This is a genomic window from Solobacterium moorei, assembly GCF_036323475.1.
GTDB classification, from domain to species: domain Bacteria; phylum Bacillota_I; class Bacilli_A; order Erysipelotrichales; family Erysipelotrichaceae; genus Bulleidia; species Bulleidia moorei.
Genome location: NZ_AP028934.1, coordinates 1,503,798 through 1,525,155, shown reverse-complemented (window position 1 = coordinate 1,525,155; position 21,358 = coordinate 1,503,798). Strand labels below are relative to the sequence as shown.

The following is a 21,358-nucleotide window of genomic DNA, read 5'->3' as shown; positions in this document are numbered from 1 at the left end:
GTAGATGATTATTGTAGGTTGATGAATCAATCAGTGAATATGATTTTGATCATAAGGAGCGTTCGAACTAAGAAGTTTGTATATCACACGGAGAAGCTTTCGTGCACAATGACCTTAGGCACATCTGTGAGACTTCCCTTGATTACGTTTTTTAGTATAATAGGCATGGAAGGTCGGAGAATATTTACAGACAGTGAATACGGCTTGATACAGAGCCTTGCGCATATATCTTGAGCCGTGCTTGGATATAGGCATATGTGTAGCGTCATATTTGCCGGACTGGTAGACAAGCGGATCCATTCCTGCAAAGGATATCAAATTTTCCGTGTTATGAAAGTGATTGATATCTCCGATTTCCGCAAGAATTGTCATTCCTGAGATATGAGAAATGCCAGGGATGGAAATGATAGGAGAGTTTAGCTTGTGACTGAATTCTTCTATTTTCTTTTCCAAAATACGAATCTGTTCTTCTCTGGCATTGATGATAGCGATGATAGATGTTACTTCCAAATCAATGGAGCTGCTATCTTCGCCAACAGAATGCTTGGCAAGGTATCTGATTTCTTCTGCAGTCACTTTGCATTGTCTGCCACTTCCCTCTGTTTTGAGTGCCTTGCGAAGATTACGGATATCTTCAAAGGCGATTGATGAAGCACTAGGGTAAGCTGACAAGAATTTCATATACGCTTTTGAGTAGCGTGTACATGAAAGTGAATTCACTTCTGGAAATACGATATCTAGCGCTCTCTGTAGTCGATTCATATCTTGATTCTGCTGCTCTTGGAGTTGGTGATAAAGACGAGTGATATCACGAAATTTACCATTTTCAATAGAACGTGGAGAAATGGAACGCCAGAATTTCTTCTCACTTAACATTTCTGCTATTAAAAGCGCATCTTTTCTGTCATTCTTGGCAGATATACCAAGTTCCTTGCGACGTAGGCAGGTAGCCCTTGGATTGATGTATTTGACAGTAAATTTCTTGTCGAGTAGGTAATTTGTGAGATTGATCATATAATGACCGGTATCTTCCATACCGACAGAATGTTTCCTGCGAATAAATTGTTTCGTTTTAGAATAGAGTAGATCAAATCCCTTCCGATCGTTTGTGAGGAAGAAGGGTTTGATGAGAACTTCACCGGTAGAATCATCGAGTACTGGAGCACAGTGCTTGAACTTACCGATATCGATACCAATGTTGATCATGTAAATGACTCCTTTCAAAATTAAGCTGTGATGAATACCAGTACCACCGTTTCAGAAGTATCAAAGAATATGGTGCGAAATGGGAACTCACTTCAATAAAAGAAGGGCTCATCTAACTAATAACAATTTCTATACAACGAAGCGGTCAGATAATACCTCACGTAGTCAAAGCTACAAACATATAAGATTCTAGTACGCATTCACGATCTCAATTCTACACGGTTTCCCAGACCGATACTAATCTGGGCAAGAAAGGAGATGTATACAGATTTTGCTTAGCTGGATGAGCTTAATTTGTATATACCATTTAAATATGAATAAGAAAGTAGGAAATATTATTATTGGTTTTGGTAAGGCTGGTAAAACACTGGCAAATTACTTAGGAGATAAAGGTGAAAAAACAATATTAGTAGAAAAGTCTTCTAATATGTATGGAGGTACATGTATCAATGTAGGTTGTATTCCATCTAAGTTTTTAGCAACTGCAGCTGATCGTAGAAGCTACAGCCAAGTAAACGACGAAGAATATTATAAGAATGCAGTTATCAATAAAAAAGCTTTGATTGCAAAACTCAATAAGGCAAACTATGACAAGGTTGCGATGAACAGTAACGTCAAAGTGATTGAAGGACTAGCTTCATTCAAGGATGAGCATACAGTAAATATCCAAACAGCAAACGGAGTTGAGGAAGTATCTGCAGATCGTATCTTTATCAATACAGGTGCTAAGCCATTTATTCCTTCTGTAGAAGGTTTAGAAGTAGGTAAGAGAATTCACACAAGTGAAACTTTAATGAATCTCGAGGATTTCCCTAAGACATTAACAATTTTAGGTAGTGGTTTCATTGGCCTAGAATTTGCGGCAACATATGCGAAGTTTGGTACAAAGGTTACAGTTATCGACAAGGCAGAAAAGTTACTTGCTAGAGAAGATAACGATGTAGCAAGTGCAGTATTTGAATCCTATAAGTCATTAGGTGTAGATTTCATCTTTAGTGCAGACACAAAGCATGTAGAACAAGATGAAAATACAGTGACTGTATCTTATGAAGTAAATGGAGAGACTGGTAAGATTTTTTCTGATGTATTACTTGTTGCGACAGGTAGAACTCCAAACACAAAAGAACTCAACCTAGAAAATGCTGGTGTTTCGGTTTCAGAACGTGGTTTTGTAAATGTGAATGAACACCTACAAACAAATAAGCCACATATCTTTGCGATGGGTGATGTAAACGGTGGACCACAGTTTACGTATATCTCTTTAGATGACTATCGTATTGTGAAGAGCTATTTAGATGGTAATGGTGCTTATATAAGAAATGATAGACAACCAATTGCTTTCTCGGCATTCTTACATCCAACATATTCTAGAGTTGGGTTAAGTGAGAAGGAAGCGCGTCAGGCTGGATATAACATTAAGGTAGCGACATTACCAGTTACTGCAATTCCTAAGGCTAAGATTCTTGGTAATCAAACAGGTATTTATAAGGCGGTTGTAGACGCTGATACAAACCGGATTTTAGGTACAGTACTATTTGCTGAAGAATCTCATGAAGTAATCAATATCGTAGTAACTGCAATGATTGCGAAGCAACCATATACAGTACTTGCAAATCAGATTTTCACACATCCAACAATGGCTGAAGCATTAAATGATTTTTTGGTTTAATTAAGTAACAATGATATCTAGGCTATGTCATAACGGTTTTTGACAATAGCCTTTTATTATGAAATAAAGAGTTTTTGATTTCCTCAACTCTAATAAAATCATTACTTTTTTTGTGTGGTTTCAATTATATAATAATGCGCAGAAAGAAGATATATATGAATACTGATTCGATGAATATTATTAAACAAAATAATGGGATCATTACAGCCTGAGAAGTATAAAGTCATAATATTGATTCATGGTATCTCACGGATATGATTCGTAAAGGAAAACTTGAGAAAGTATCGCGTGGAATATATTTTGATCTAACTTTTAATGATTTTGATGAACTATATTTTTTACAAAAACAGTTTAAAAAGAAAGTCAGCGTTTATCAGATAAAGATGGATTCGTGGGTATTAAATGGGTATAATGCATGTAGAAATAATGATGGGAAATACAGTTAATGTTTATGATATAGAATATACAATTTGCAATATTATCCGTGATAGGAAAAATCAAGATCCAAAAAATTTTCAAGAGTATGGAATTTATATTTAGGAAATCAAAATAAAAATATATGGAAGCTTAGGAGATATGCTGTAATTTCTGGTATATCTAATCCGATAGAGGATATATTGGAGATTATTTATAATAAGTAAAGATAGTATTGTTAACAAACTTAGAATTATAGCAGGTGAGTTGAGTGTATGTTTTAATGATGTATTGAGTCAGTTCATTTACTATATATAGTAGTATATCCAAACATGCATGCACATATATCTTTGTTTTGAAAGATATACTAAATCTTGATAGAATGACAACAATAGGAGGTGGATAGCGTATGTTTTATATATCAGTCATATTACTGGCTGCTCTGATTGCGGTTCAGATAGCGAAGAAGTCAGGGATTCCTTCTTTGATGTTGTTCTTGTCTTTGGGTATTGTAAGCAGTCTAATTGGTTTTAACTTTAACGATTACCAATTTGCGGAAAACTTCTCGAAGATTGCATTATTAATTATCATCTTCTATGGTGGCTTTGGCACAAACTGGAAAGCTGGAAGAACTGTCGTAATTGAATCATTAATTCTATCAACATTAGGAGTAATATTTACGTCATTACTGACCGGAACGTTGATACATTTTATTCTACGCTTTGGCTGGATAGAGAGCTTCTTAATTGGTTCAATTATTGGCTCTACGGACTACGCATCTGTATCGAATATTCTTTCTTCAAAGAATCTAAATTTAAAATACAATACTGCATCTCTTTTAGAACTTGAAAGTGGATCAAACGACCCGATGGCGTTTACACTAACTTGTATTTTCTTAGCATTAATCAAAGGTGAACAGATTTCTATCGGTATAATGTTATTCTTTCAGATATTCTGGGGTATTCTCATTGGTGTAATCGTTGCTTATGTTGTTCGCAAATTCATGGAGTATACAGACCTTCAAAAGAGTGGATTTATTACAGTCTTTATCATTGCGGTTGTACTATTATCTTTCTCGATTAGTGAACTGTTGAATGGTAATGGATACCTAACGGTATATATTCTTGGATTGATATTAGGAAATCAAGTTTTTATCGCAAAGAAAGAGGTGACATTCTTCTTTGATGGTGTATCTAACATTATGAATATCCTGTTGTTCTTTATTTTGGGATTACTTGCGACACCTGCACATATCTTGACGAACTTATTCTTTGCGATTGTCATTGCAATTGTACTCATTTTTATTGTTAGACCAATCATAGTGTTTGGACTGATGTTACCATTTGATTTGAAGCTCAATCAAAAGTGGTTAGTATCTTGGGGAGGACTTCGTGGCGCAGCTGCGATTGCCTTTGCAATTATGGTAGTAAATCAGTATAAAACAAGTCCTGTGGATATCTTCCATATTGTCTTTGGCGTCTGCTTACTATCATCACTCATACAAGGCTCCTCTATGAAGTGGGTAACAGAAAAGTTACATATGATTGATCCTCGTAATGAAGTATTAAGAACATTTAATTACTATGTTGGAAAAGGGAATATTACATTTGTAAAATCAGTAGTAGATGAGGGTGGTATTCTCGCACATCGTCAGATAAAAGATATTTCTTTAGATAAGCACTTAATTATTGCAAAGGTAATTCGTGATGATAAGCCATTAGTTCCTAATGGAAGTCTTGTTCTAAAACCCAATGATGTTATTGTTTGGAGCGGCGAAGAGTATTTTGATCCAAACGGACAAGATCTCATAGAATTTACAGTGACAGAACATCATGCATGGAATCATAAATATATTCGTGACTTGAAGCTTCCGGACAATAAGTTGATTATTTCAATTAATCGGAATGATGAAATTATACCAGCGACAGGTAGTACGCTGATCCAAACGGAAGATCGTATATTACTGTTTAAAGGGAAGAATACAAAATAGAAAATGACTTGTGTCTATCTTCAAAGAGGAGATGTACGAGTCATTTATTATATGTGCTAGATATGGCATATTCTAGGTGTTCAAAACACATTTTCTGCTAGACTATGGAGCCTATGGAGTGTTATTGAAGCAAATGTGAATAGACTGATAGCTATGTATATGGGATACTCATTATATTGATAAGTTCAATTTAGCAAATTTTAACATTGGAATAGCGAAAAGCTCAAAAAATGGAGGGCAGTATGAATTTGAAATTAGAAAATATAGAATCTGAAAAGACACAAGAATTGGCAAATTTAATCCGAACATATAATAGATCTAATAGAGAGCCATCAAAAAGTGAACCTCTCAACATTTATGCGGAAGATGAAATGGGTAATTTAATGGCTGGAATGGTAGCGGAGACTTTTGGGAATTGGCTTGAGATTGAATATTTGTATGTTAGAGATGATTTAAGGGGGCAAGGTTTTGGTTCAAAAATTTTAGAAATGGCAGAAAAGGAATCGAAAACTAGAGGGTGTAAGTATTCATTCGTTAATACGTTTAATTTTCAAGCACCAAACTTTTATGAAAAGCATGGTTATAAAGAGGTGCTCATATTGAAAGAATATCCATATACAGGGAAGCGATATTATTATACAAAGGAGTTGTGATTTGAAGTGTAGCTCGGAAATTAGGATCATTTACTATGGTAATAATTATGGGTTAATTATAATTCGCTGAGTTGTTTGAATAAGAGATGATTATTAACTGTTAGAGCAATTGCATAGAAACTAAATGGGATAGCAATTTAGTATTTTCAGGGCGAAAATCTAAAAACATTTTTGTGAAATACAATCGTTGAAAAGAACGTTCTTTTCTATAAATTTTCTCGTGAAATATGCTACTGTTATTAATTTGTATAAAGTTTTCCCACATTATTCTTGAGGAACAGAAGTATGAAAGACGAAATGAGACACAAGAAATAAAACATGGAAGTATATTCGCATGGCCCCATGTCAATGGGAAACAGGTACAGAGATAGTGGGAATACAACAGGGCTCTATGCTTGAAGGAAGTAAAACCATTACAATTGCTTCTCCTCCCCAGTTGATCCACTTGCTTAGTTTCTAACTACGAAAGCCACGCAATTAATTTGCTTGGCAAAATAGCATATTGTGTTTTTTGAGAATTTCAATATACATTGGAATCGAAAAGGATGTGATTGTAAGATGTGTGTTGAATGTTATGTTGATAAAAGTAGAATTACCCGCTATTAAATCCGTTAGAGTGTTTAGAGAATCATACGCAATATATTTGTGGCAGTTGCGGTAGATGCATTTGTATTGAACGTGATCCGAACAGACTATTACAGAGATGGAATTTTCCATTTAAGTCGCTAGAAATTGCAAAATTATACTTAAGAACAGCTGATTATACAATGAAAAAACCATGCGGCATTTATGAACTGAAAAATAAAGATGGCAAACTTTCTTATAAAATTTTCGCAACCGATGAAGAACTACACTTATACTTAAAAAAGAATAAAGGGAAATCTTGTGAAAAAATGAGCCCTATTTTTTCAGTGAAAGAATATAAGGAATATCCAAATACACAAGTAAGAAAATTGAATGCGGATGAAATCAAGCAATATTTATCTGAGAGAAAGATTTGATTCTCGTTGAATTGCAATGCATTTTGCGAGTTTGTCTATGTAATGGAGGTGTGCGTGAAATTAAGCGTGGAAAATATTTTTACAGCGCATAAACTGAAGGATCAAGAGATCTATTTATGTCTAATACAAACAACGGAAGAACAACCTGAAAAGAATGGCTTCCTGCTTATCATTTTCATATCTGTTTGCTTGACGGTAAGAAAATTGGCGAATGTAATTTAAGAGTAGGGCATAATGATAAAACATATCTTGGAGGCAATATCGGATATCAGATTGACGAGAATTTTAGAGGGCATCATTACGCTGCAAAAGCTTGTAAACTATTATTTGCGTTAGCAAGAGAACATGAGTTAGGCTATTTAATCATTACATGTGAACCAAATAACATTGCATCATTGCGAACTTGTGAAAGGCTGGGTGGAACACTTTTGGAAATCGCGGATATTCCGGAAACAAGTGATATGTATCAAGTTGGTAAAAGAAAAGTAAATATATATCGCTTTGTTTTATAAGATATTTTCGTTTAGTAGCAAAAGGAAAGTATATAGAAGGAAGCAATGATTATTTAATGATTTATCTTTAAATCAGAGTAAATATTTTGACAAATGACACTGTGTCATTCATAATTAATTTATGAAGTGACACAGTGTCATTTTTTGGAGGTGATGTATTTGGCGAAAGATACTTTTGAAAACTTGAAAACTGATAAGAAAGAAAAAGTGTTGATTGTTTTAAAAAAGATATTTCAAGAAAAACCATTTCAAGAGGTTACGGTCAAGGAGATTGTTGAAGAGTTAGGAATTGCAAGAGGGAGCTTCTATCAATACTTTGATGATCTTGAAGATGCATACTTTACCGTTTTGAATGTAGAAGTGACGGATATTCATAAGTTATTTATGAAGCTACTTTATGAGAAAAAAGGTAATCTTGAAATAGCTTTGCTGGAGTATAGTGAGTTAATTTCAGATATTCTCTTTGCCCCGAATGCATATCCTATTTATAAGAATAGATATCTTTACTGGGATGAAAATCTGGATGTGAGATGGAAAAAAGAGTATCAGAATCAAATTCAAATTTTTACAGATCAAAACTCAATTGAAAGAGAAAAAATGTATTATCTGCAAGGAGTTGTACACATGCTAATTAAAAGGAACTTTCAGGAGCAGTGGTCTTCACAGGAATTCCAAAAGAAATTTAGCCAGCATATTCATTGGATCATGAAAGGAGTAAATGATAATGGCAATCTTTGAGAGTTTATTTGATGTGACATATTTATCACTTGTAATTGGTTTAGGCGTTAGACTATTGCTAGAAAAAACAAAAGGTGCAAAGTTATTTGGTATCATGGCAATTTTATTAGGCATGGGGGATGCATTCCACTTAGTTCCAAGAATCGTTGCACATCTTAGTCCTTTTGGCTTTGAAACATATAGTTTTGTATTGTCATGGGGGCAATTTATAACTAGTATCACTATGACTGTTTTCTATGTTCTGTATTATTACTTTTATCGTAGACAAAGTGGTGATATGGACAAAAATAAAATGTTAATAATCTATGCATTAGCGCTAGTACGAATCATTCTAGTTCTGATGCCAATGAATAACTGGGGCACAGCAGAAGGAAATTATATGTTTGGTATTTATCGTAATATTCCTTTCGCAATTATGGGTGCTTTACTCATTTACTGGTCATATCAGGAAAGGGTGAAAGAAGGACTGGCTAATATGTGGATTTTGATTCTTCTTAGCTTTCTATTCTATATTCCAGTCGTATTATGGAGTGATACATATCCAATCGTTGGCGCACTTATGATGCCTAAGACAGTTGCATATTTATTGATAGTTGTATTTGGATATAAGTATTATATTTGTACTTTTGAGCGAATCAATCTACTAGGGCTTGCGTTTACAAACCTAATTATGGGATTGCTTACTGGTGTTTTCTATCGTGAGTTCAGTAAATTCTATTTATATTACGAGCCAACACATTTAGGTAAGATTCATGGACATGTCTTAACACTTGGCTTTATTGGTATGTTGCTCTTATATCTTTTGACAGGTAATATGTCGGATGAACAACTACAGAAGTTGAAGCGTCCAATTTATGTGATGGAGGCAGGACTCGTGTTTACTGTTGTAAATATGTTTGTGCTTGGTGTTCATGAAATTGTGAGTCTAATTGTTGAAGCTTTAGACATGAATAGAAATACCATCAATATGTCAGCGTTGAATGGAATGAGTGGTTTAGGACATATCTTATTATCAGTTGGATTAATTTGGACTTTAGTAAAAGTATTCAATATTGAAAAATTAATAGAAACCAAGTAATTGATTTGAAGTTAGCTATGTAATATCTCAAATATAGCAAGAGATAGAGCATAGTTTTTTCTTTATAATACAAGGATTTAACGTTCAAAAAATTTGGTTGTAATGCTTGACATTACATTTGCGCAATGCTAATGTAGTTTTACAAGTTGTAATGATAAATGTTACAACAAGCAGGTAAAGGAGAATAACAACATGACAAAAATCGAAAAGGCATTAGAGTTAATCAACACATTTACAACAGGCAATACAGAAAAGGCAAAGGAATTATTAGCAGAGGATTATATTCAGCATAATCTAGCGTATGGTACTGGATCCGGTGCATTTGTAGAAGCAGTAGAATATCTAGCATCTGCACCAGTAAAGACAACAGTTGAAAATATCAGAGCATTTGAAGATGGTGATAAGGTGTTCTTGCAAACTGTGTATAACTTTGCTGGTATGGGTAAACAGGTGGCGTTTGATATTTTCCGTTTTGATAAAGAAGGAAAAATTGCTGAACACTGGGACAATCTTGCTACAAAGGCTTCTGTGAATCCATCAGGACACTCACAGATTGACGGATATGATAACCTTGAGGATTTAGAGAAAACAGAAGAGAATCGTAAACTTGTAAGTAATTTCATTTATGATGTATTACAGAATAAGGCACCAGAAAATACATTATCCTATTTTAATGGCGATGCATATATTCAGCATAATACTGCAATTGCAGATGGTGTATCTGGATTGGGTGCTGCACTTGAAACTCTTGCAAAACAAGGAATTCAGATGATTTATAATACAACTTATCAAGTACTTGCACAGGGTAATTATGTTCTTGCTGTATCTGAAGGAACTTTTGCTGGTAAGCCAACTTCTTTCTACGATCTATTTAGAGTTGAAAACGGTAAGATTGCGGAACATTGGGATGTAATGGAAACAATTGCTGAAAAGGAAACATGGCAGAACCAAAATGGCAAGTTCTAATGTAATAGTTTAACTTACAACAAAAAAGTAATAGAATGATGGCGGGAGGAAATTGAAATGCAGATATCTAGCCGTTTTACAATCGCATTACATATATTTGCCTGTGTAGAGACATTTAAAGGTACACATAAACTCACTAGTGATTTTCTTTCGCAGAGTATAAATGTGAATCCTGTTATTATTCGAAATATTTTGACACAACTTAAAAATGCTGGATTAGTTACCGTTGCAAGAGGAACTGGTGGAGTAGATACCACTAGACCACTTAATGAAATTAGTTTTTGTGATGTGTATCTCGCAATTGAACCTTTAGAAAATGGAGAACTATTCCATTTCCATGAAAGTCCGAATCCTAACTGTTCAGTCGGAAGAAATATTCATACTTTATTAGATCAGAAGTTATATTCGATTCAAACTGTGATGGAAAATGAGATGAAGAAATATACTCTCGCTGATCTTAAAACAGAGTTGAAAGATCTTTTACAAAAGCAAAATTAGATTCCGATGATTCGGAATCTTTTTAAAACAATTGGAGGTGTGACAATGATAAAAAGTGAACTACAAGAAAAGCGACTATCATATCTGGTAGATAAATTTAAAGAGGATTCAAAAGATTATAAGTACATTCGCGTCCCAAATAATATAGAAGAGAAGAAGCGTATCTTGCGTTCTTTAATGAATATTCGTATGCCAAAGCAGATGTCAGATGATGTACTAGAAGTTCAGAATGCATATTTAAAAGAATGTATCGAAGAAAATGGAATTGTTCAGATTGATTCGATTAACGAAATAAAACATGGCATATCTATTTGGCAAGGTGATATTACTAGACTTGCAGTTGATGCGATTGTCAATGCGGCTAATTCTCAAATGCTAGGTTGTTTTATTCCTATGCATACATGTATTGATAACTGTATTCATAGCTATGCTGGCGTACAGTTAAGAGAAGAATGTAATCAATTGATGCAAGCGTTAAGAAAGCAATACGGTAATGACTATGAACAACCAACAGCAGTACCAATGATTACAGATGCATATAACCTACCTGCAAAGAAAGTGATTCATGTGGTAGGTCCAATTATAGAAAATGAATTAAATAGTACATTAGAGAAACAGTTGATGGACTGTTATTGGAATGTATTAGAGATGTGTGCAGAATATCATCTCAAAACAGTAGCATTCTGTTGTATTTCTACAGGTATATTTCGTTTCCCAAATCAGCGGGCAGCAGAACTGGCTGTAAAGACAGTAGAAAAATGGCTGGAATGTAATCCTGATAAAATGGAAAGGGTGATATTTAATGTTTTTAAAAATGATGACAAAGCAATCTACAAACAACTCTTATCGTAGTTTGCCAAACGGGTACCAAACAACAATACAAAATGGTTTACGCGGTGTAAGGAATTTTAGTGGTCAAATGTATAAGGGTATAAAGTTAGATCAAGAAACAATAGAACAACTTGCTAATGCGATAAAAACTGCTGATGCAATCGTTATTGGTGCTGGTGCTGGACTTTCTACGGCTGCAGGTTTTACATATGGTGGGAAACGATTTAGACAATACTTCTTTGATTTTGCAGCTACTTATGGTATCCAAGATATGTATTCAGGTGGATTCTATCCATTTCCAAAAATGGAAATCTATTGGGCATGGTGGGCAAGACATATTTATTTTAATCGCTATGTAAATCCACCTAAATCGGTATATCAAAAACTATTAGGACTCATTCAAGAGAAGGAGTACTTTGTAATTACAACAAATGTAGACCACATGTTTCAAAAAAGTGGTTTTGACAAGAAACGGATATTCTATACACAAGGAGATTATGGCTTATTCCAAAGTGTTAATCAAAAAAATCAAAAGACATATGATAATGAAGAATGGGTTATGCAGGCAATGGTAGCACAGGGTTTTGTAAGGGATGAACATGGTATCTTCCAAGTACCTAATAATCATAATATACGTATGGAGATACCTACTGCTTTGATTCCAAAATGTATGGATGATGTATCGGATATGGAAATGAATTTACGCGCAGATCAGAACTTTGTGGAAGATGAAGGATGGCATAAAGCATCTGCGGCATACGCAGCGTTTTTAGAGAAATATAAGAATAAACATGTTTTATATCTAGAACTTGAAGTAGGTGGGAATACTCCCATTATCATCAAATATCCTTTTTGGCAAATGGTGTATGAGAATTCAAATGCTGTATATGCATGTCTAAACTATCAAGAATCATATTGTCCTAAGGAAATTGTGGAACGTAGTATCTGTGTTGATGGAGATATCTTTGAAGTTCTACAAGAATTAGAGAGCAAAGGTGTATAACTTTATTTTGTAAATTCATGGGAGTACTTAGTCTATAAGCAATCATTGGTATAAAACATATTCACAAATTCACTTCTTATGCTAAGATGAAATTGCTATTAAAGACTTTTCGATTGACAATTAGTAGGACTACTTTGGTAGTGGATAGGTAAGTTAAATGAACACAAAAGAGAATTATATAAAACTAAGTTTATGGGCATCCATTGCGATTGATATCATTTTAGTGATATGTTTTGTGCTAGGTTTTGCATTGGGTTTATGTAGTGTTGAATTTGGATTTCTAATGGTTGGCTTTATTTTCCGATTTGGTGCATATATTGTAACCACAAGTATTATCATGAAGATACTTGCAATACTACTATGTATTCCACTGGATACCAATGACAAACGGGGATATTTTACAGTAGCCTTATCTGCGTTATTCCGCCTAGTAATTGTAAGTGGTTTGGTATATGGAATTTACTATATTGGAAAAGTAATGACTGAAGTAGGATAAAAACAATAGAGAGATGAACATAATCATCTCTCTATTCTTCTTTATAGTGTTTCAATAAATTCTTCTCCGCTCTTACGTGTAGTATGTAAGTGTGATGGTTTTGCGTCTTCTTCAGCATATCCAACAGGGAAGATGGCAATCAAGTTATAAGATTTCATCATTGGGAATACTTCTTTGATCTTCTCTGGTGAAAAATTTCCAATCCAAGTTGTTGCTAGCCCTTCATCTTGGATTGCAAGCATGATGTGTGTCGCAACAATACTTGCGTCTACATCCGCAAAGCTCATAGAATCTTCTTCACGTACCCATCCTTTGCTTGCGTCACTACCAACGATGAAGCACGTAGGGGATGTATGTAGGAATTTTTGCTGTGTTACGGATTTGATTTTTTCTAGTGCTTCTGGTGATTGAATCAACCAGACTTTTAGTGGTTGAAAGTTATGAGCAGTAGGTGCAGCGATGGCTGCTTGTTTAATAGCTTCTAACTTTTCTGCTTCAATAGGTCTTGAAGAAATTTTACGGCAAGAATGCCGTTCTTTCGCCAATGTAGTAAAGTTCATGAATCCTCCTTATCCAGAGTTTCTTAATCCGGTTGCGATACCGTTGATGGTAACGTGGATTGTCTTTTCAAGCTCTTCTGTGTATTGTCCTTGGCGGATACGTTTAATCAGCTCAATCTGAATGTAATTTAGAATATCGAAGTAAGGAAGACGATAATCTAAGCTTCCTCTTAATGCAGGTAAGTCTTGAATGAGTTCAGTATGTTTTTCAATCTGTAGTAAGACTTTCTTTGTAAGCTGCCACTCAGCTTCAATACGATCGAATACAGAGCGGGTTTCTTCATCTTTACAAAGATTGCTATACTGTTTTGCAATATCCATATTTGACTTAGATAGCACCATATCTGCATTCTCTAGTAATGATTTAAAGAATGGCCATGTCTGATACATCTGCTGTAATTTTGCTAGGTTTTTTTCTGGGTTTTGGTCGATATATTGTTGCATGGCTGAGCCAATACCATACCATCCTGGCAACATGATTCGATTCTGTGACCAGGAGAATACCCATGGGATTGCACGTAAGCCGTTGATATCTGTAATTGTTTTACGTGCTGCTGGCCGTGAGCCAATATTTAAACTGGATATTTCTTTGATTGGACTTGCCGCAAAGAAATATGGATAGAAATGTGGATTATTGAATACTAAATCACGATAGATTACAGTTGAATTTTCTACGATTGGATCCATGATCGTGTAGTATTCACTCAATGTTTCTTTACTTAATACCATTGGATTAACCATGCGGTTTAAAGTAGAGGAAATCAACATTTCTAGATTGTAGTATGCTGAGTCTCGGTTACCATACTTATTACCGATGACTTCTCCTTGCTCGGTTAGACGTATACGGTCTTTAATAGAACCGAATGGTTGAGAAGTAATCGCATCGTAGGATGGTCCACCACCACGGCCAACTGTTCCACCACGACCATGGAAGAAGGTAATCTTTACACCACATTCATCACCGATGGCAGATAGTTCACGCTGTGCCTTGTATAAATACCAACCAGAGGACAGATATCCTCCATCTTTATTGGAATCAGAGTATCCAAGCATAATCTCCTGATAGAACTTTTGATCATTCAACCATTTTCTGACAAGAGGAATATTTAAGTATGTACGCATGATTTCATTTGCGTTTTGTAAGTCTTCAATTGTTTCGAAGAGTGGAACAATCTGCATACGACTATGTTCGTTATCAACTAATCCAACTTCCTTGAGTAGGGTCGCTAATTCGAGCATATCAGAGATACTTTCGGAGTGAGAGATGATATGTTGACGAATTACATTCTCACCCATGCGATCCTTAAGCTCTCTTGCGGTTTGGAAAATCGCAAGTTCCTTGGATAATAATTCTGATTTTGGTGCGTGTGTTGCTGATAAGATACGTGGGTCATTGTTTAATAGTTCCAGTAATAAGGCACACTTCTTTTCTTCGTCAAGACTACTGTAGTCTTGTTCGATATTTGCAGACTTCAATAACTCTGCAACACACGCTTCTAAGACACTTGAGTCTTGACGCATATCTATACTTGCAAGATAGAAGCCAAAGATTTCTGTAGCCTGTAACACTTCATTAAAACTGCCGGTTGTTAGAATCGCATCATTATTTTCGATAAGAGACTTTTTAATCGTGAGTAAATCATTCTGGAACTGTTCTACTGTTTCATAACATACTTCATAATTTGTACTCTGCGTAAAATTGCGATATGTATTTTGTAGTCTTTCTAGTATATAGTGAAACGCTTTACGATATGGTTCTTTCTCACGGTAGACAGAAGTATCGCTTGAAAGAGAAGCCATCTTTTCAACATCTAGAGAGACGTGAGAGATGCTAGATGAAACTGCATAGTAGAAATACATTTCCTCAATCTTGCGGATGTAATAATTCAAGATAACTTCTGCTTGTGTAGTAGCAGAGATTTTTAATGTTTCAGCGGTAACAAATGGATTTCCATCACGGTCACCACCAATCCACATACCCATAGTAATAGGGGTGGCAGCACTGACATCGATACCGTGTTTTGCGGCTTCTTTACGGTATTGTGCAGTTAAAGCTGTGATAGCTGGAATCAAAGAAGTGTTGTAATAGTCAGTCACATTACGGATTTCATTTTTCACTTTTAACTTCTTTTCACGGATCATATCCGTTTCCATAATCAGTTCAATTAAACGGTGAAGGTTATCATTCCACTTACGTTTATTGATGGATCCTTTTTTACAGTCACGGTCTTTACGTAATAAATGATGGATTTCATTTGTTAGATCCAACATTGATTTACGTTGTACTTGTGTAGGGTGTGCCGTTAGTACTGGTACTACATTCAAGTTTTCTAAGATTTCCTTAGCATGTTTACTCTTTGAGATAATATTCATCTGAGTGGAGATCTTACCTAAGTAATCTTGGTCAATGTTATTTTGTAAGTTAACTTGATAAGCAAGGTCTACGTCTTCTGTGATATTGATTAATAAAGGTAGAACAGAGAAGTATCTAGAGATAATATCTAAATCTTCATTGGATAATGAAGTAATCAAATTTGTTAACTTATCGTATTCATGATTTGCGGATAAATTTGAGAGTTCATCAATAAGATGAAATTTATCAGAAGGAATCATATTCTGCGTTGCGGTATTTAAAAGATTCTTGAGTATTTGAATTTCTTCTTCAATAGCAGTGATATTATTACTGTTTTCTAGCTTCGGTAACATGATGATACCTCCTTTATAACGATAGAATTATAGCATTATTCCCATTGAATGGTGATATGACTTGACGAAAGCAATGAATTCCCATACCATTTGTTGTGCATGAAACAGCATTTATGTAGCTAAAATACAGGCAAAAGTGATACATTAGCGATAGTGCTAATGTATTTTGTTTCTGTAGATATTAGTTGAAGATATATTCAACTATGCAAAGGAATTTACAATGAAATATTTTATCAAGCGTTTATTGCGTACAATTCCTATTGTCATAGGAGTTACGCTTATCACATTTAGTTTAATTTATCTTTCACCAAGTGATCCTGCACATATGCATTTCCACCAAGCAGGGACTCCGGCAACTGAAGAGATGTTAGAACAGTTCCGTCATGAACATCACTTGGATGAACCATTTTTTATCCAATATCAAAACTGGTGGGTTTCTTTCTTGAAAGGAGATCTAGGTACTTCTTATCAGGATGGTCGTCCCGTTTTTGAAAAGCTTATGAAAGCTGCACCATATACAATATCGATTGCGATTAACAGTATGGTATTAACACTGGTAATTTCTTTGCCACTTGGAATCTATTGTGCATACCGCAAGCAATCAAGACTTTCAAAGTTGATTGATGCGATAACACAGGTAGGGATATCGATTCCCACCTTTATAATTGGGCTATTGTTGTTGTATTTATTTACTTCCGTGTTCCATATCTTTAGTGTATTACCAAAGGGTAATACAGGTGTTATTATGCCTAGTTTAACCATCATGCTTGGTATGTCATTTCGATATATCAAACAGATTCAAAAGATTGCTAGTCGTGAATTAGAGAAAGACTACATCAGAGGCTTACGCGCCAGAGGAATTGGTACAGTTTCAATTCTGTTCCATACTGTTTTGCGTAGTGCAATGGTTGAAGTGATTACTTTAACTGCTGTTTCTTTTGGAAGTCTTTTAAGTGGTGTTGCACTAATTGAAACCATTTTTAATTGGCCAGGACTTGGCAAACTATTGATAGATGCGGTCATTAGTAAAGATATCCCAATTATTCAGGGTGTTGTAGTGTGGCTTGTGCTTGCGTATGTCATGATTAATTTAGTGGCAGATGTATTCTATGGAATATTTGACCCACGGATACGGTTAGGTGGTGATAGTCATGAAGCTTAATCGTAAACAGTGGATGATGATTATCATGCTTGCAGGTTTATTATTATGCAGTGTTGTGATGGAATTAATGTTACCAAAGATGATTTTAGAATCAAATCTAGCTATTCGTTTACAAGCACCTAGTATTCATCACTTTTTTGGGACAGATGCTTTTGGAAGAGATGTATTTGTACGAACAATCGCAGCTGCGAAAATTAGTATTCTATCTACGATAGTAATCGTAGTAGTTGCTGGAGGCTTTGGTATCTTTATCGGCATGATTAGTGGTTATATGGGTGGTTTTTTGGATGAAGTGCTCATGGCTATTTGTGATTTGTTCCTAGCATTTCCACAAATGTTAATTGCGATAGCGATTGCGGGAATACTAGGAGGTGGCTTACATAATGCGATGATTGCATTAGCAATTAGCGATTGGATGTTGTTTGCTCGCTTGGCAAGATCTGCTACACTCAAAGAGAAATCAGAATTATACGTAACAGCTGCAAAATTTGCAGGATTAAGTGATATCGAAATACTATTGAAACATATTCTACCGAATATTCGAAACGTAATGATAGTGACATTGACCTTAAACTTTGCGAATATGTTATTGTCTCTTGCAGGACTTAGCTTTTTAGGCATTGGAGTAAAAGTTCCAACGCCAGAATGGGGCTCTATGATCAGTGAAGGAAGACAATATTTAACATCCGCACCATGGATTTCTTTATTTCCATGTTTGTTTATCTTCATCACTGTATTTTTGATAAATCAATTTGCGAAGACTTTTCATAATCAGGAGGGGAAACGGTATGAAACGATTGATTAAAGCATTATTTGTGGCTATGACGTTAGTGTTGTCTGCATGTACACCAACACAAAAAACAGATGAAACTGTAAAACGTACTATCCGCATTGGTACAGAACAGTTCACTGCATCTTTAGATTCTGCTTTAGAGTGGAATGGATGGTTCACCATTCGATACGGTATTGGGGAAACCTTATTTAAAGTAGAAGATAATATGGAAATCAAACCATGGCTCGTATCGAACGCAGAAAATATTGATACGAAGACATGGAAGTTAACACTACGTGAGAATATTAAATTCTCAGATGGCACAACAATGGATGCTAAAAGTGTAGTGGATAATCTACATCATATTGCACAAGAAAATGCAAGAGCTAACTTTTTAAAGGGTGCTGAATATGAAATCGATGGTCATACAATCACAATTAAGACTGTAGAACCACGCGCAACATTATTATCTGATTTAAGTGATCCGATGTTTACGATGTTAAATCTAGCTTCAAAGGAAGATAAGGCTACGATGCCTATCGGTACTGGTCCATATAAGGTGAAGTCATTTATAGCTGATCAAGAAATTGTCCTTGAGCCAAATGCAAACTATTGGAATGGAACGCCGAAATTAGATGAGATTACAGTTACGAAGATGCTTGAGAAAGAAACTGCAATTCTAGCACTCAAAAATCATGAATTAGATGCATATACAGAAATGAATCCTGAGGGAATCAAGCAGTTAAAGGATACTGATGAATTTGATATTCATATGATTCCATCTAGCCGTGTATATTCTCTCTATATGAATACAGAGACTCTTTCAGATACATCACTACGCAAAGCAATTGCGAAAGCAATTGATAAAGAATCAATTGCAAAGTACTTGCTGGATGGTACAATGACTGCTACAGATGGACCATTTACAAGTGATTCTGAGTATGCATTACCAAGTTCTAATGTAACTTCTTATAACGAAGCTGAAGCCAAGCAAATTTTAGAATCTCTAGGCTATGTAGATACAGATGGTGATGGGTATGTAGAAAAGGATGGTCAAAACATCTCTCTTACAATCGCTTACTACAAACGTCTATCGCAAGAAGCAATTGCGACTGAATTACAGTCTGCACTTAAGAAGATTGGTATTCACTCCGAACTTCAATTACATGAAGGCACGAAGTATCTAGCAAATAAAGAATATGATTTAGGTTTCTATTCTATGGTAACAATGCCTACAGGAGATCCTGCATACTACTTAAACGCGTTATTATCCGAAGGCGGCTCTGTGAATTACTCTGGGTATGATAACCATGCAATGCAGGTGTTGTTAAAACAGTTGAATAATTCCTACGATACAAAGGAACGTAATAAAATTGTTAAGCAGATTGAAGAAATATTGTTGTCAAGTTATAGCATTACGTACATTGGATTTAATAACTTGATTTTCGCAACAAGAAAAGAATTGAAGAATTTTACCCCTCACGTTACGGACTACTACCAAATTACAGTTGATTTAGAACTGCAATCATGAGACAACCAATTTTAGAACTAAAAAATATTACTGCTGGATATAGCAATACAGAAGTGTTACATGATGTTTCACTTTCTGTGTACCCAACAGAAGTGATTGGTATTGTTGGACAAAGTGGTAGTGGAAAGACAAGCTTATTAAATTGTATTCTTCAATTAGAACCAGCTCTTAAAATTGATGCAGGGGAAATCTTGTACTCTAATCAAAATCTTTTGGATATCAATCAGAGAGAATATCGACGGTTATTTCAAGGTGAAATGGCGACGATTTTTCAGAACAGTAACTTTACACTTGTTCCTACAAGAAAGATATCTTCTCAGTTTTACGAGACAACAAGGGGAAGACTAAGCAAAGAAGAGACTCGTCAAAAAGCATATGAGTTATTTCAACAGTTCGAATTAAAAAATCCTGAACGTATTTTCAATGGTTATCCATTTGCGTTATCAATTGGTATGGCACAGCGTGTAGCTGTATCGCTTGCACTAATGAATGATCCAAATTTACTTTTATGTGATGAGCCAACGAGTGCATTGGATGTAAAAAGTGCATATGAAATGATTCGACAGTTAAAGCGATTGAAAGAAGAAAATGGTATGACGATGGTAGTGATTACGCATAACATTGCGCTAGCTGTGCAGCTATGTGATCGTATTGCGGTAATGTACCAAGGTGATATTGTAGAAGTACAAGAAACAAAGACTTTAATTGAAAATCCTATGCATGCATATACAAAACAATTATTAGCTGCTTTACCGAAGACGGAGGATTTATGGAACGATTAATACAAGCAGAGAATATCGTTAAAAGGTTCCGTGATAAGAAGCAGCAAGTATTAGCAGTTGATCACGTTTCTCTTCATCTTGATGAAGGGGAGATACTTGGTATCATTGGTGAAAGTGGTAGTGGGAAAAGTACAATCTTGCGATTACTATCGGGGATAATTCAACCAGATGAAGGGCAAGTGACATTATTTGGTAAATCGCTTGATACAAAAGATCGTAGTCGCTTTCGCAATCTGCAGATGATATTTCAAGATGCACGTGCTTCTTTTGATAAGCAGTATACGATAGAACAAAGTTTGAATGAGATACGGAAACATTTAAATCCTAGTGCTTTAGAAAATCGGTTCTTATTACAGGAGGTCGGGTTGGATACTTCCTTTGCAAAAAAGTATCCCTATGAGATGTCTGGAGGAGAATGTCAGCGTGCAGCGATTGCACGTGCACTTGCGTGTGATCCAAAGGTATTGTTGTGTGATGAAATCACAAGTGCATTGGATGTTATCACACAAGAGAGGATTTGCAGTCTATTAACACATCTATGTCATCAGCATCATATCTCAGCAATTTTTGTGTCCCACGATTTACCGTTAGTTAGTAATCTCTGTGATCGTGTGATGATTATGAAGGATGGCAGGGTTGTAGAAGAGGGTAGAACAAAGGATGTGATGCAAAACCCACAACATCCATACACAAAAGAGTTATTACGACATATCATGAAACTTGAAACAGCAGAATAGTCACTGCTGTTTTTTTATCTAAACTTTTACCGTGGAATTTTCATTTTATAGTA

20 protein-coding genes are annotated in these 21,358 nt (G+C 35.2%); 17 read left to right on the top strand and 3 right to left on the bottom strand.

Annotation, left to right across the window (positions count from 1 at the left end):
- Window positions 1–114: 114 nt before the first annotated feature.
- On the bottom strand, window positions 115–1,206 hold the full coding sequence (locus RGT18_RS07600; protein WP_338175824.1) for an IS110 family RNA-guided transposase: 1,092 nt from the start codon (window positions 1,204–1,206) through the stop codon (window positions 115–117).
- A gap of 313 nt (window positions 1,207–1,519) precedes the next feature.
- Here RGT18_RS07600 and RGT18_RS07595 point away from each other — a divergent pair, with 313 nt between their 5' ends.
- The 12 genes from RGT18_RS07595 to RGT18_RS07540 all read left to right on the top strand — a co-directional run bounded on the left by RGT18_RS07595 (window position 1,520) and on the right by RGT18_RS07540 (window position 13,055).
- On the top strand, window positions 1,520–2,875 hold the full coding sequence (locus tag RGT18_RS07595; RefSeq protein WP_028077487.1) for an FAD-dependent oxidoreductase: 1,356 nt from the start codon (window positions 1,520–1,522) through the stop codon (window positions 2,873–2,875).
- A gap of 823 nt (window positions 2,876–3,698) precedes the next feature.
- Complete coding sequence (locus RGT18_RS07590) at window positions 3,699–5,279, top strand: potassium/proton antiporter (RefSeq protein WP_028077488.1); 1,581 nt, start codon at window positions 3,699–3,701, stop codon at window positions 5,277–5,279.
- A gap of 242 nt (window positions 5,280–5,521) precedes the next feature.
- Window positions 5,522–5,932 (top strand): GNAT family N-acetyltransferase, encoded by a 411-nt coding sequence (locus RGT18_RS07585; protein ID WP_028077489.1) that lies wholly within the window; start codon window positions 5,522–5,524, stop codon window positions 5,930–5,932.
- 767 nt (window positions 5,933–6,699) lie between these two features.
- Window positions 6,700–6,933, top strand: a complete 234-nt coding sequence (locus RGT18_RS13100) for a hypothetical protein (protein ID WP_420917769.1) — start codon at window positions 6,700–6,702, stop codon at window positions 6,931–6,933.
- A 185-nt stretch (window positions 6,934–7,118) separates the two neighbouring features.
- Complete coding sequence (locus RGT18_RS07575; protein ID WP_211220277.1) at window positions 7,119–7,445, top strand: GNAT family N-acetyltransferase; 327 nt, start codon at window positions 7,119–7,121, stop codon at window positions 7,443–7,445.
- A 153-nt stretch (window positions 7,446–7,598) separates the two neighbouring features.
- A complete protein-coding gene (locus RGT18_RS07570) occupies window positions 7,599–8,183 on the top strand; it encodes a TetR/AcrR family transcriptional regulator (RefSeq protein ID WP_051240889.1) in 585 nt (194 codons plus the stop codon).
- Window positions 8,170–9,261: a DUF2871 family protein gene (locus RGT18_RS07565; RefSeq protein WP_028077491.1), complete on the top strand. Its 1,092-nt coding sequence runs from the start codon at window positions 8,170–8,172 to the stop codon at window positions 9,259–9,261. Before RGT18_RS07570 ends, RGT18_RS07565 begins: the two co-directional genes overlap by 14 nt.
- A 192-nt stretch (window positions 9,262–9,453) precedes the next feature.
- Window positions 9,454–10,227, top strand: coding sequence for a nuclear transport factor 2 family protein (locus tag RGT18_RS07560; RefSeq protein WP_028077492.1), 774 nt, complete (start codon window positions 9,454–9,456; stop codon window positions 10,225–10,227).
- A gap of 57 nt (window positions 10,228–10,284) precedes the next feature.
- Complete coding sequence (locus RGT18_RS07555) at window positions 10,285–10,725, top strand: Rrf2 family transcriptional regulator (RefSeq protein WP_028077493.1); 441 nt, start codon at window positions 10,285–10,287, stop codon at window positions 10,723–10,725.
- Window positions 10,726–10,770: 45 nt separating this feature from the next.
- Entirely contained in the window at window positions 10,771–11,577 is an 807-nt protein-coding gene (locus tag RGT18_RS07550) for a protein-ADP-ribose hydrolase (protein ID WP_028077494.1), read from the top strand.
- Entirely contained in the window at window positions 11,528–12,559 is a 1,032-nt protein-coding gene (locus RGT18_RS07545) for an SIR2 family NAD-dependent protein deacylase (RefSeq protein WP_338175817.1), read from the top strand. The genes RGT18_RS07550 and RGT18_RS07545 overlap by 50 nt, the downstream gene beginning before the upstream one ends.
- Before the next feature lie 157 nt (window positions 12,560–12,716).
- The gene (locus RGT18_RS07540; protein WP_006525650.1) at window positions 12,717–13,055 is read left to right on the top strand and encodes a hypothetical protein; all 339 of its coding nucleotides are present in this window, start codon (window positions 12,717–12,719) and stop codon (window positions 13,053–13,055) included.
- A gap of 41 nt (window positions 13,056–13,096) precedes the next feature.
- Here RGT18_RS07540 and RGT18_RS07535 read toward each other — a convergent pair whose 3' ends face one another.
- The gene (locus RGT18_RS07535) at window positions 13,097–13,615 is read right to left on the bottom strand and encodes a nitroreductase family protein (RefSeq protein WP_028077496.1); all 519 of its coding nucleotides are present in this window, start codon (window positions 13,613–13,615) and stop codon (window positions 13,097–13,099) included.
- A gap of 9 nt (window positions 13,616–13,624) precedes the next feature.
- The gene (gene ppc / locus RGT18_RS07530; RefSeq protein ID WP_037403418.1) at window positions 13,625–16,321 is read right to left on the bottom strand and encodes a phosphoenolpyruvate carboxylase; all 2,697 of its coding nucleotides are present in this window, start codon (window positions 16,319–16,321) and stop codon (window positions 13,625–13,627) included.
- 220 nt (window positions 16,322–16,541) lie between these two features.
- On the opposite strand from ppc, the gene RGT18_RS07525 reads away from it, so the two are divergent.
- Genes RGT18_RS07525 through RGT18_RS07505 form a run of 5 tightly spaced genes read left to right on the top strand, consistent with a single transcriptional unit; the run spans window position 16,542 to window position 21,305 of the window.
- On the top strand, window positions 16,542–17,483 hold the full coding sequence (locus tag RGT18_RS07525) for an ABC transporter permease (protein WP_028077498.1): 942 nt from the start codon (window positions 16,542–16,544) through the stop codon (window positions 17,481–17,483).
- On the top strand, window positions 17,473–18,288 hold the full coding sequence (locus tag RGT18_RS07520; RefSeq protein WP_028077499.1) for an ABC transporter permease: 816 nt from the start codon (window positions 17,473–17,475) through the stop codon (window positions 18,286–18,288). The genes RGT18_RS07525 and RGT18_RS07520 overlap by 11 nt, the downstream gene beginning before the upstream one ends.
- A complete protein-coding gene (locus tag RGT18_RS07515; RefSeq protein ID WP_028077500.1) occupies window positions 18,272–19,786 on the top strand; it encodes an ABC transporter substrate-binding protein in 1,515 nt (504 codons plus the stop codon). The genes RGT18_RS07520 and RGT18_RS07515 overlap by 17 nt, the downstream gene beginning before the upstream one ends.
- On the top strand, window positions 19,783–20,568 hold the full coding sequence (locus RGT18_RS07510; protein WP_037403420.1) for an ATP-binding cassette domain-containing protein: 786 nt from the start codon (window positions 19,783–19,785) through the stop codon (window positions 20,566–20,568). Before RGT18_RS07515 ends, RGT18_RS07510 begins: the two co-directional genes overlap by 4 nt.
- Window positions 20,556–21,305: an ABC transporter ATP-binding protein gene (locus tag RGT18_RS07505; RefSeq protein WP_028077501.1), complete on the top strand. Its 750-nt coding sequence runs from the start codon at window positions 20,556–20,558 to the stop codon at window positions 21,303–21,305. The genes RGT18_RS07510 and RGT18_RS07505 overlap by 13 nt, the downstream gene beginning before the upstream one ends.
- The last annotated feature ends 53 nt before the right edge of the window (window positions 21,306–21,358 follow it).

Bases quoted from the DNA above. Each gene is read 5' to 3' on its own strand.
- RGT18_RS07600 (WP_338175824.1), bottom strand. From the start codon at position 1,206: ATGATCAACATTGGTATCGATATCGGTAAGTTCAAGCACTGTGCTCCA.
- RGT18_RS07595 (WP_028077487.1), top strand. From the start codon at position 1,520: ATGAATAAGAAAGTAGGAAATATTATTATTGGTTTTGGTAAGGCTGGT.
- RGT18_RS07590 (WP_028077488.1), top strand. From the start codon at position 3,699: ATGTTTTATATATCAGTCATATTACTGGCTGCTCTGATTGCGGTTCAG.
- RGT18_RS07585 (WP_028077489.1), top strand. From the start codon at position 5,522: ATGAATTTGAAATTAGAAAATATAGAATCTGAAAAGACACAAGAATTG.
- RGT18_RS13100 (WP_420917769.1), top strand. From the start codon at position 6,700: ATGAAAAAACCATGCGGCATTTATGAACTGAAAAATAAAGATGGCAAA.
- RGT18_RS07570 (WP_051240889.1), top strand. From the start codon at position 7,599: ATGTATTTGGCGAAAGATACTTTTGAAAACTTGAAAACTGATAAGAAA.
- RGT18_RS07565 (WP_028077491.1), top strand. From the start codon at position 8,170: ATGGCAATCTTTGAGAGTTTATTTGATGTGACATATTTATCACTTGTA.
- RGT18_RS07560 (WP_028077492.1), top strand. From the start codon at position 9,454: ATGACAAAAATCGAAAAGGCATTAGAGTTAATCAACACATTTACAACA.
- RGT18_RS07555 (WP_028077493.1), top strand. From the start codon at position 10,285: ATGCAGATATCTAGCCGTTTTACAATCGCATTACATATATTTGCCTGT.
- RGT18_RS07550 (WP_028077494.1), top strand. From the start codon at position 10,771: ATGATAAAAAGTGAACTACAAGAAAAGCGACTATCATATCTGGTAGAT.
- RGT18_RS07545 (WP_338175817.1), top strand. From the start codon at position 11,528: ATGTTTTTAAAAATGATGACAAAGCAATCTACAAACAACTCTTATCGT.
- RGT18_RS07540 (WP_006525650.1), top strand. From the start codon at position 12,717: ATGAACACAAAAGAGAATTATATAAAACTAAGTTTATGGGCATCCATT.
- RGT18_RS07535 (WP_028077496.1), bottom strand. From the start codon at position 13,615: ATGAACTTTACTACATTGGCGAAAGAACGGCATTCTTGCCGTAAAATT.
- ppc (WP_037403418.1), bottom strand. From the start codon at position 16,321: ATGTTACCGAAGCTAGAAAACAGTAATAATATCACTGCTATTGAAGAA.
- RGT18_RS07525 (WP_028077498.1), top strand. From the start codon at position 16,542: ATGAAATATTTTATCAAGCGTTTATTGCGTACAATTCCTATTGTCATA.
- RGT18_RS07520 (WP_028077499.1), top strand. From the start codon at position 17,473: ATGAAGCTTAATCGTAAACAGTGGATGATGATTATCATGCTTGCAGGT.
- RGT18_RS07515 (WP_028077500.1), top strand. From the start codon at position 18,272: ATGAAACGATTGATTAAAGCATTATTTGTGGCTATGACGTTAGTGTTG.
- RGT18_RS07510 (WP_037403420.1), top strand. From the start codon at position 19,783: ATGAGACAACCAATTTTAGAACTAAAAAATATTACTGCTGGATATAGC.
- RGT18_RS07505 (WP_028077501.1), top strand. From the start codon at position 20,556: ATGGAACGATTAATACAAGCAGAGAATATCGTTAAAAGGTTCCGTGAT.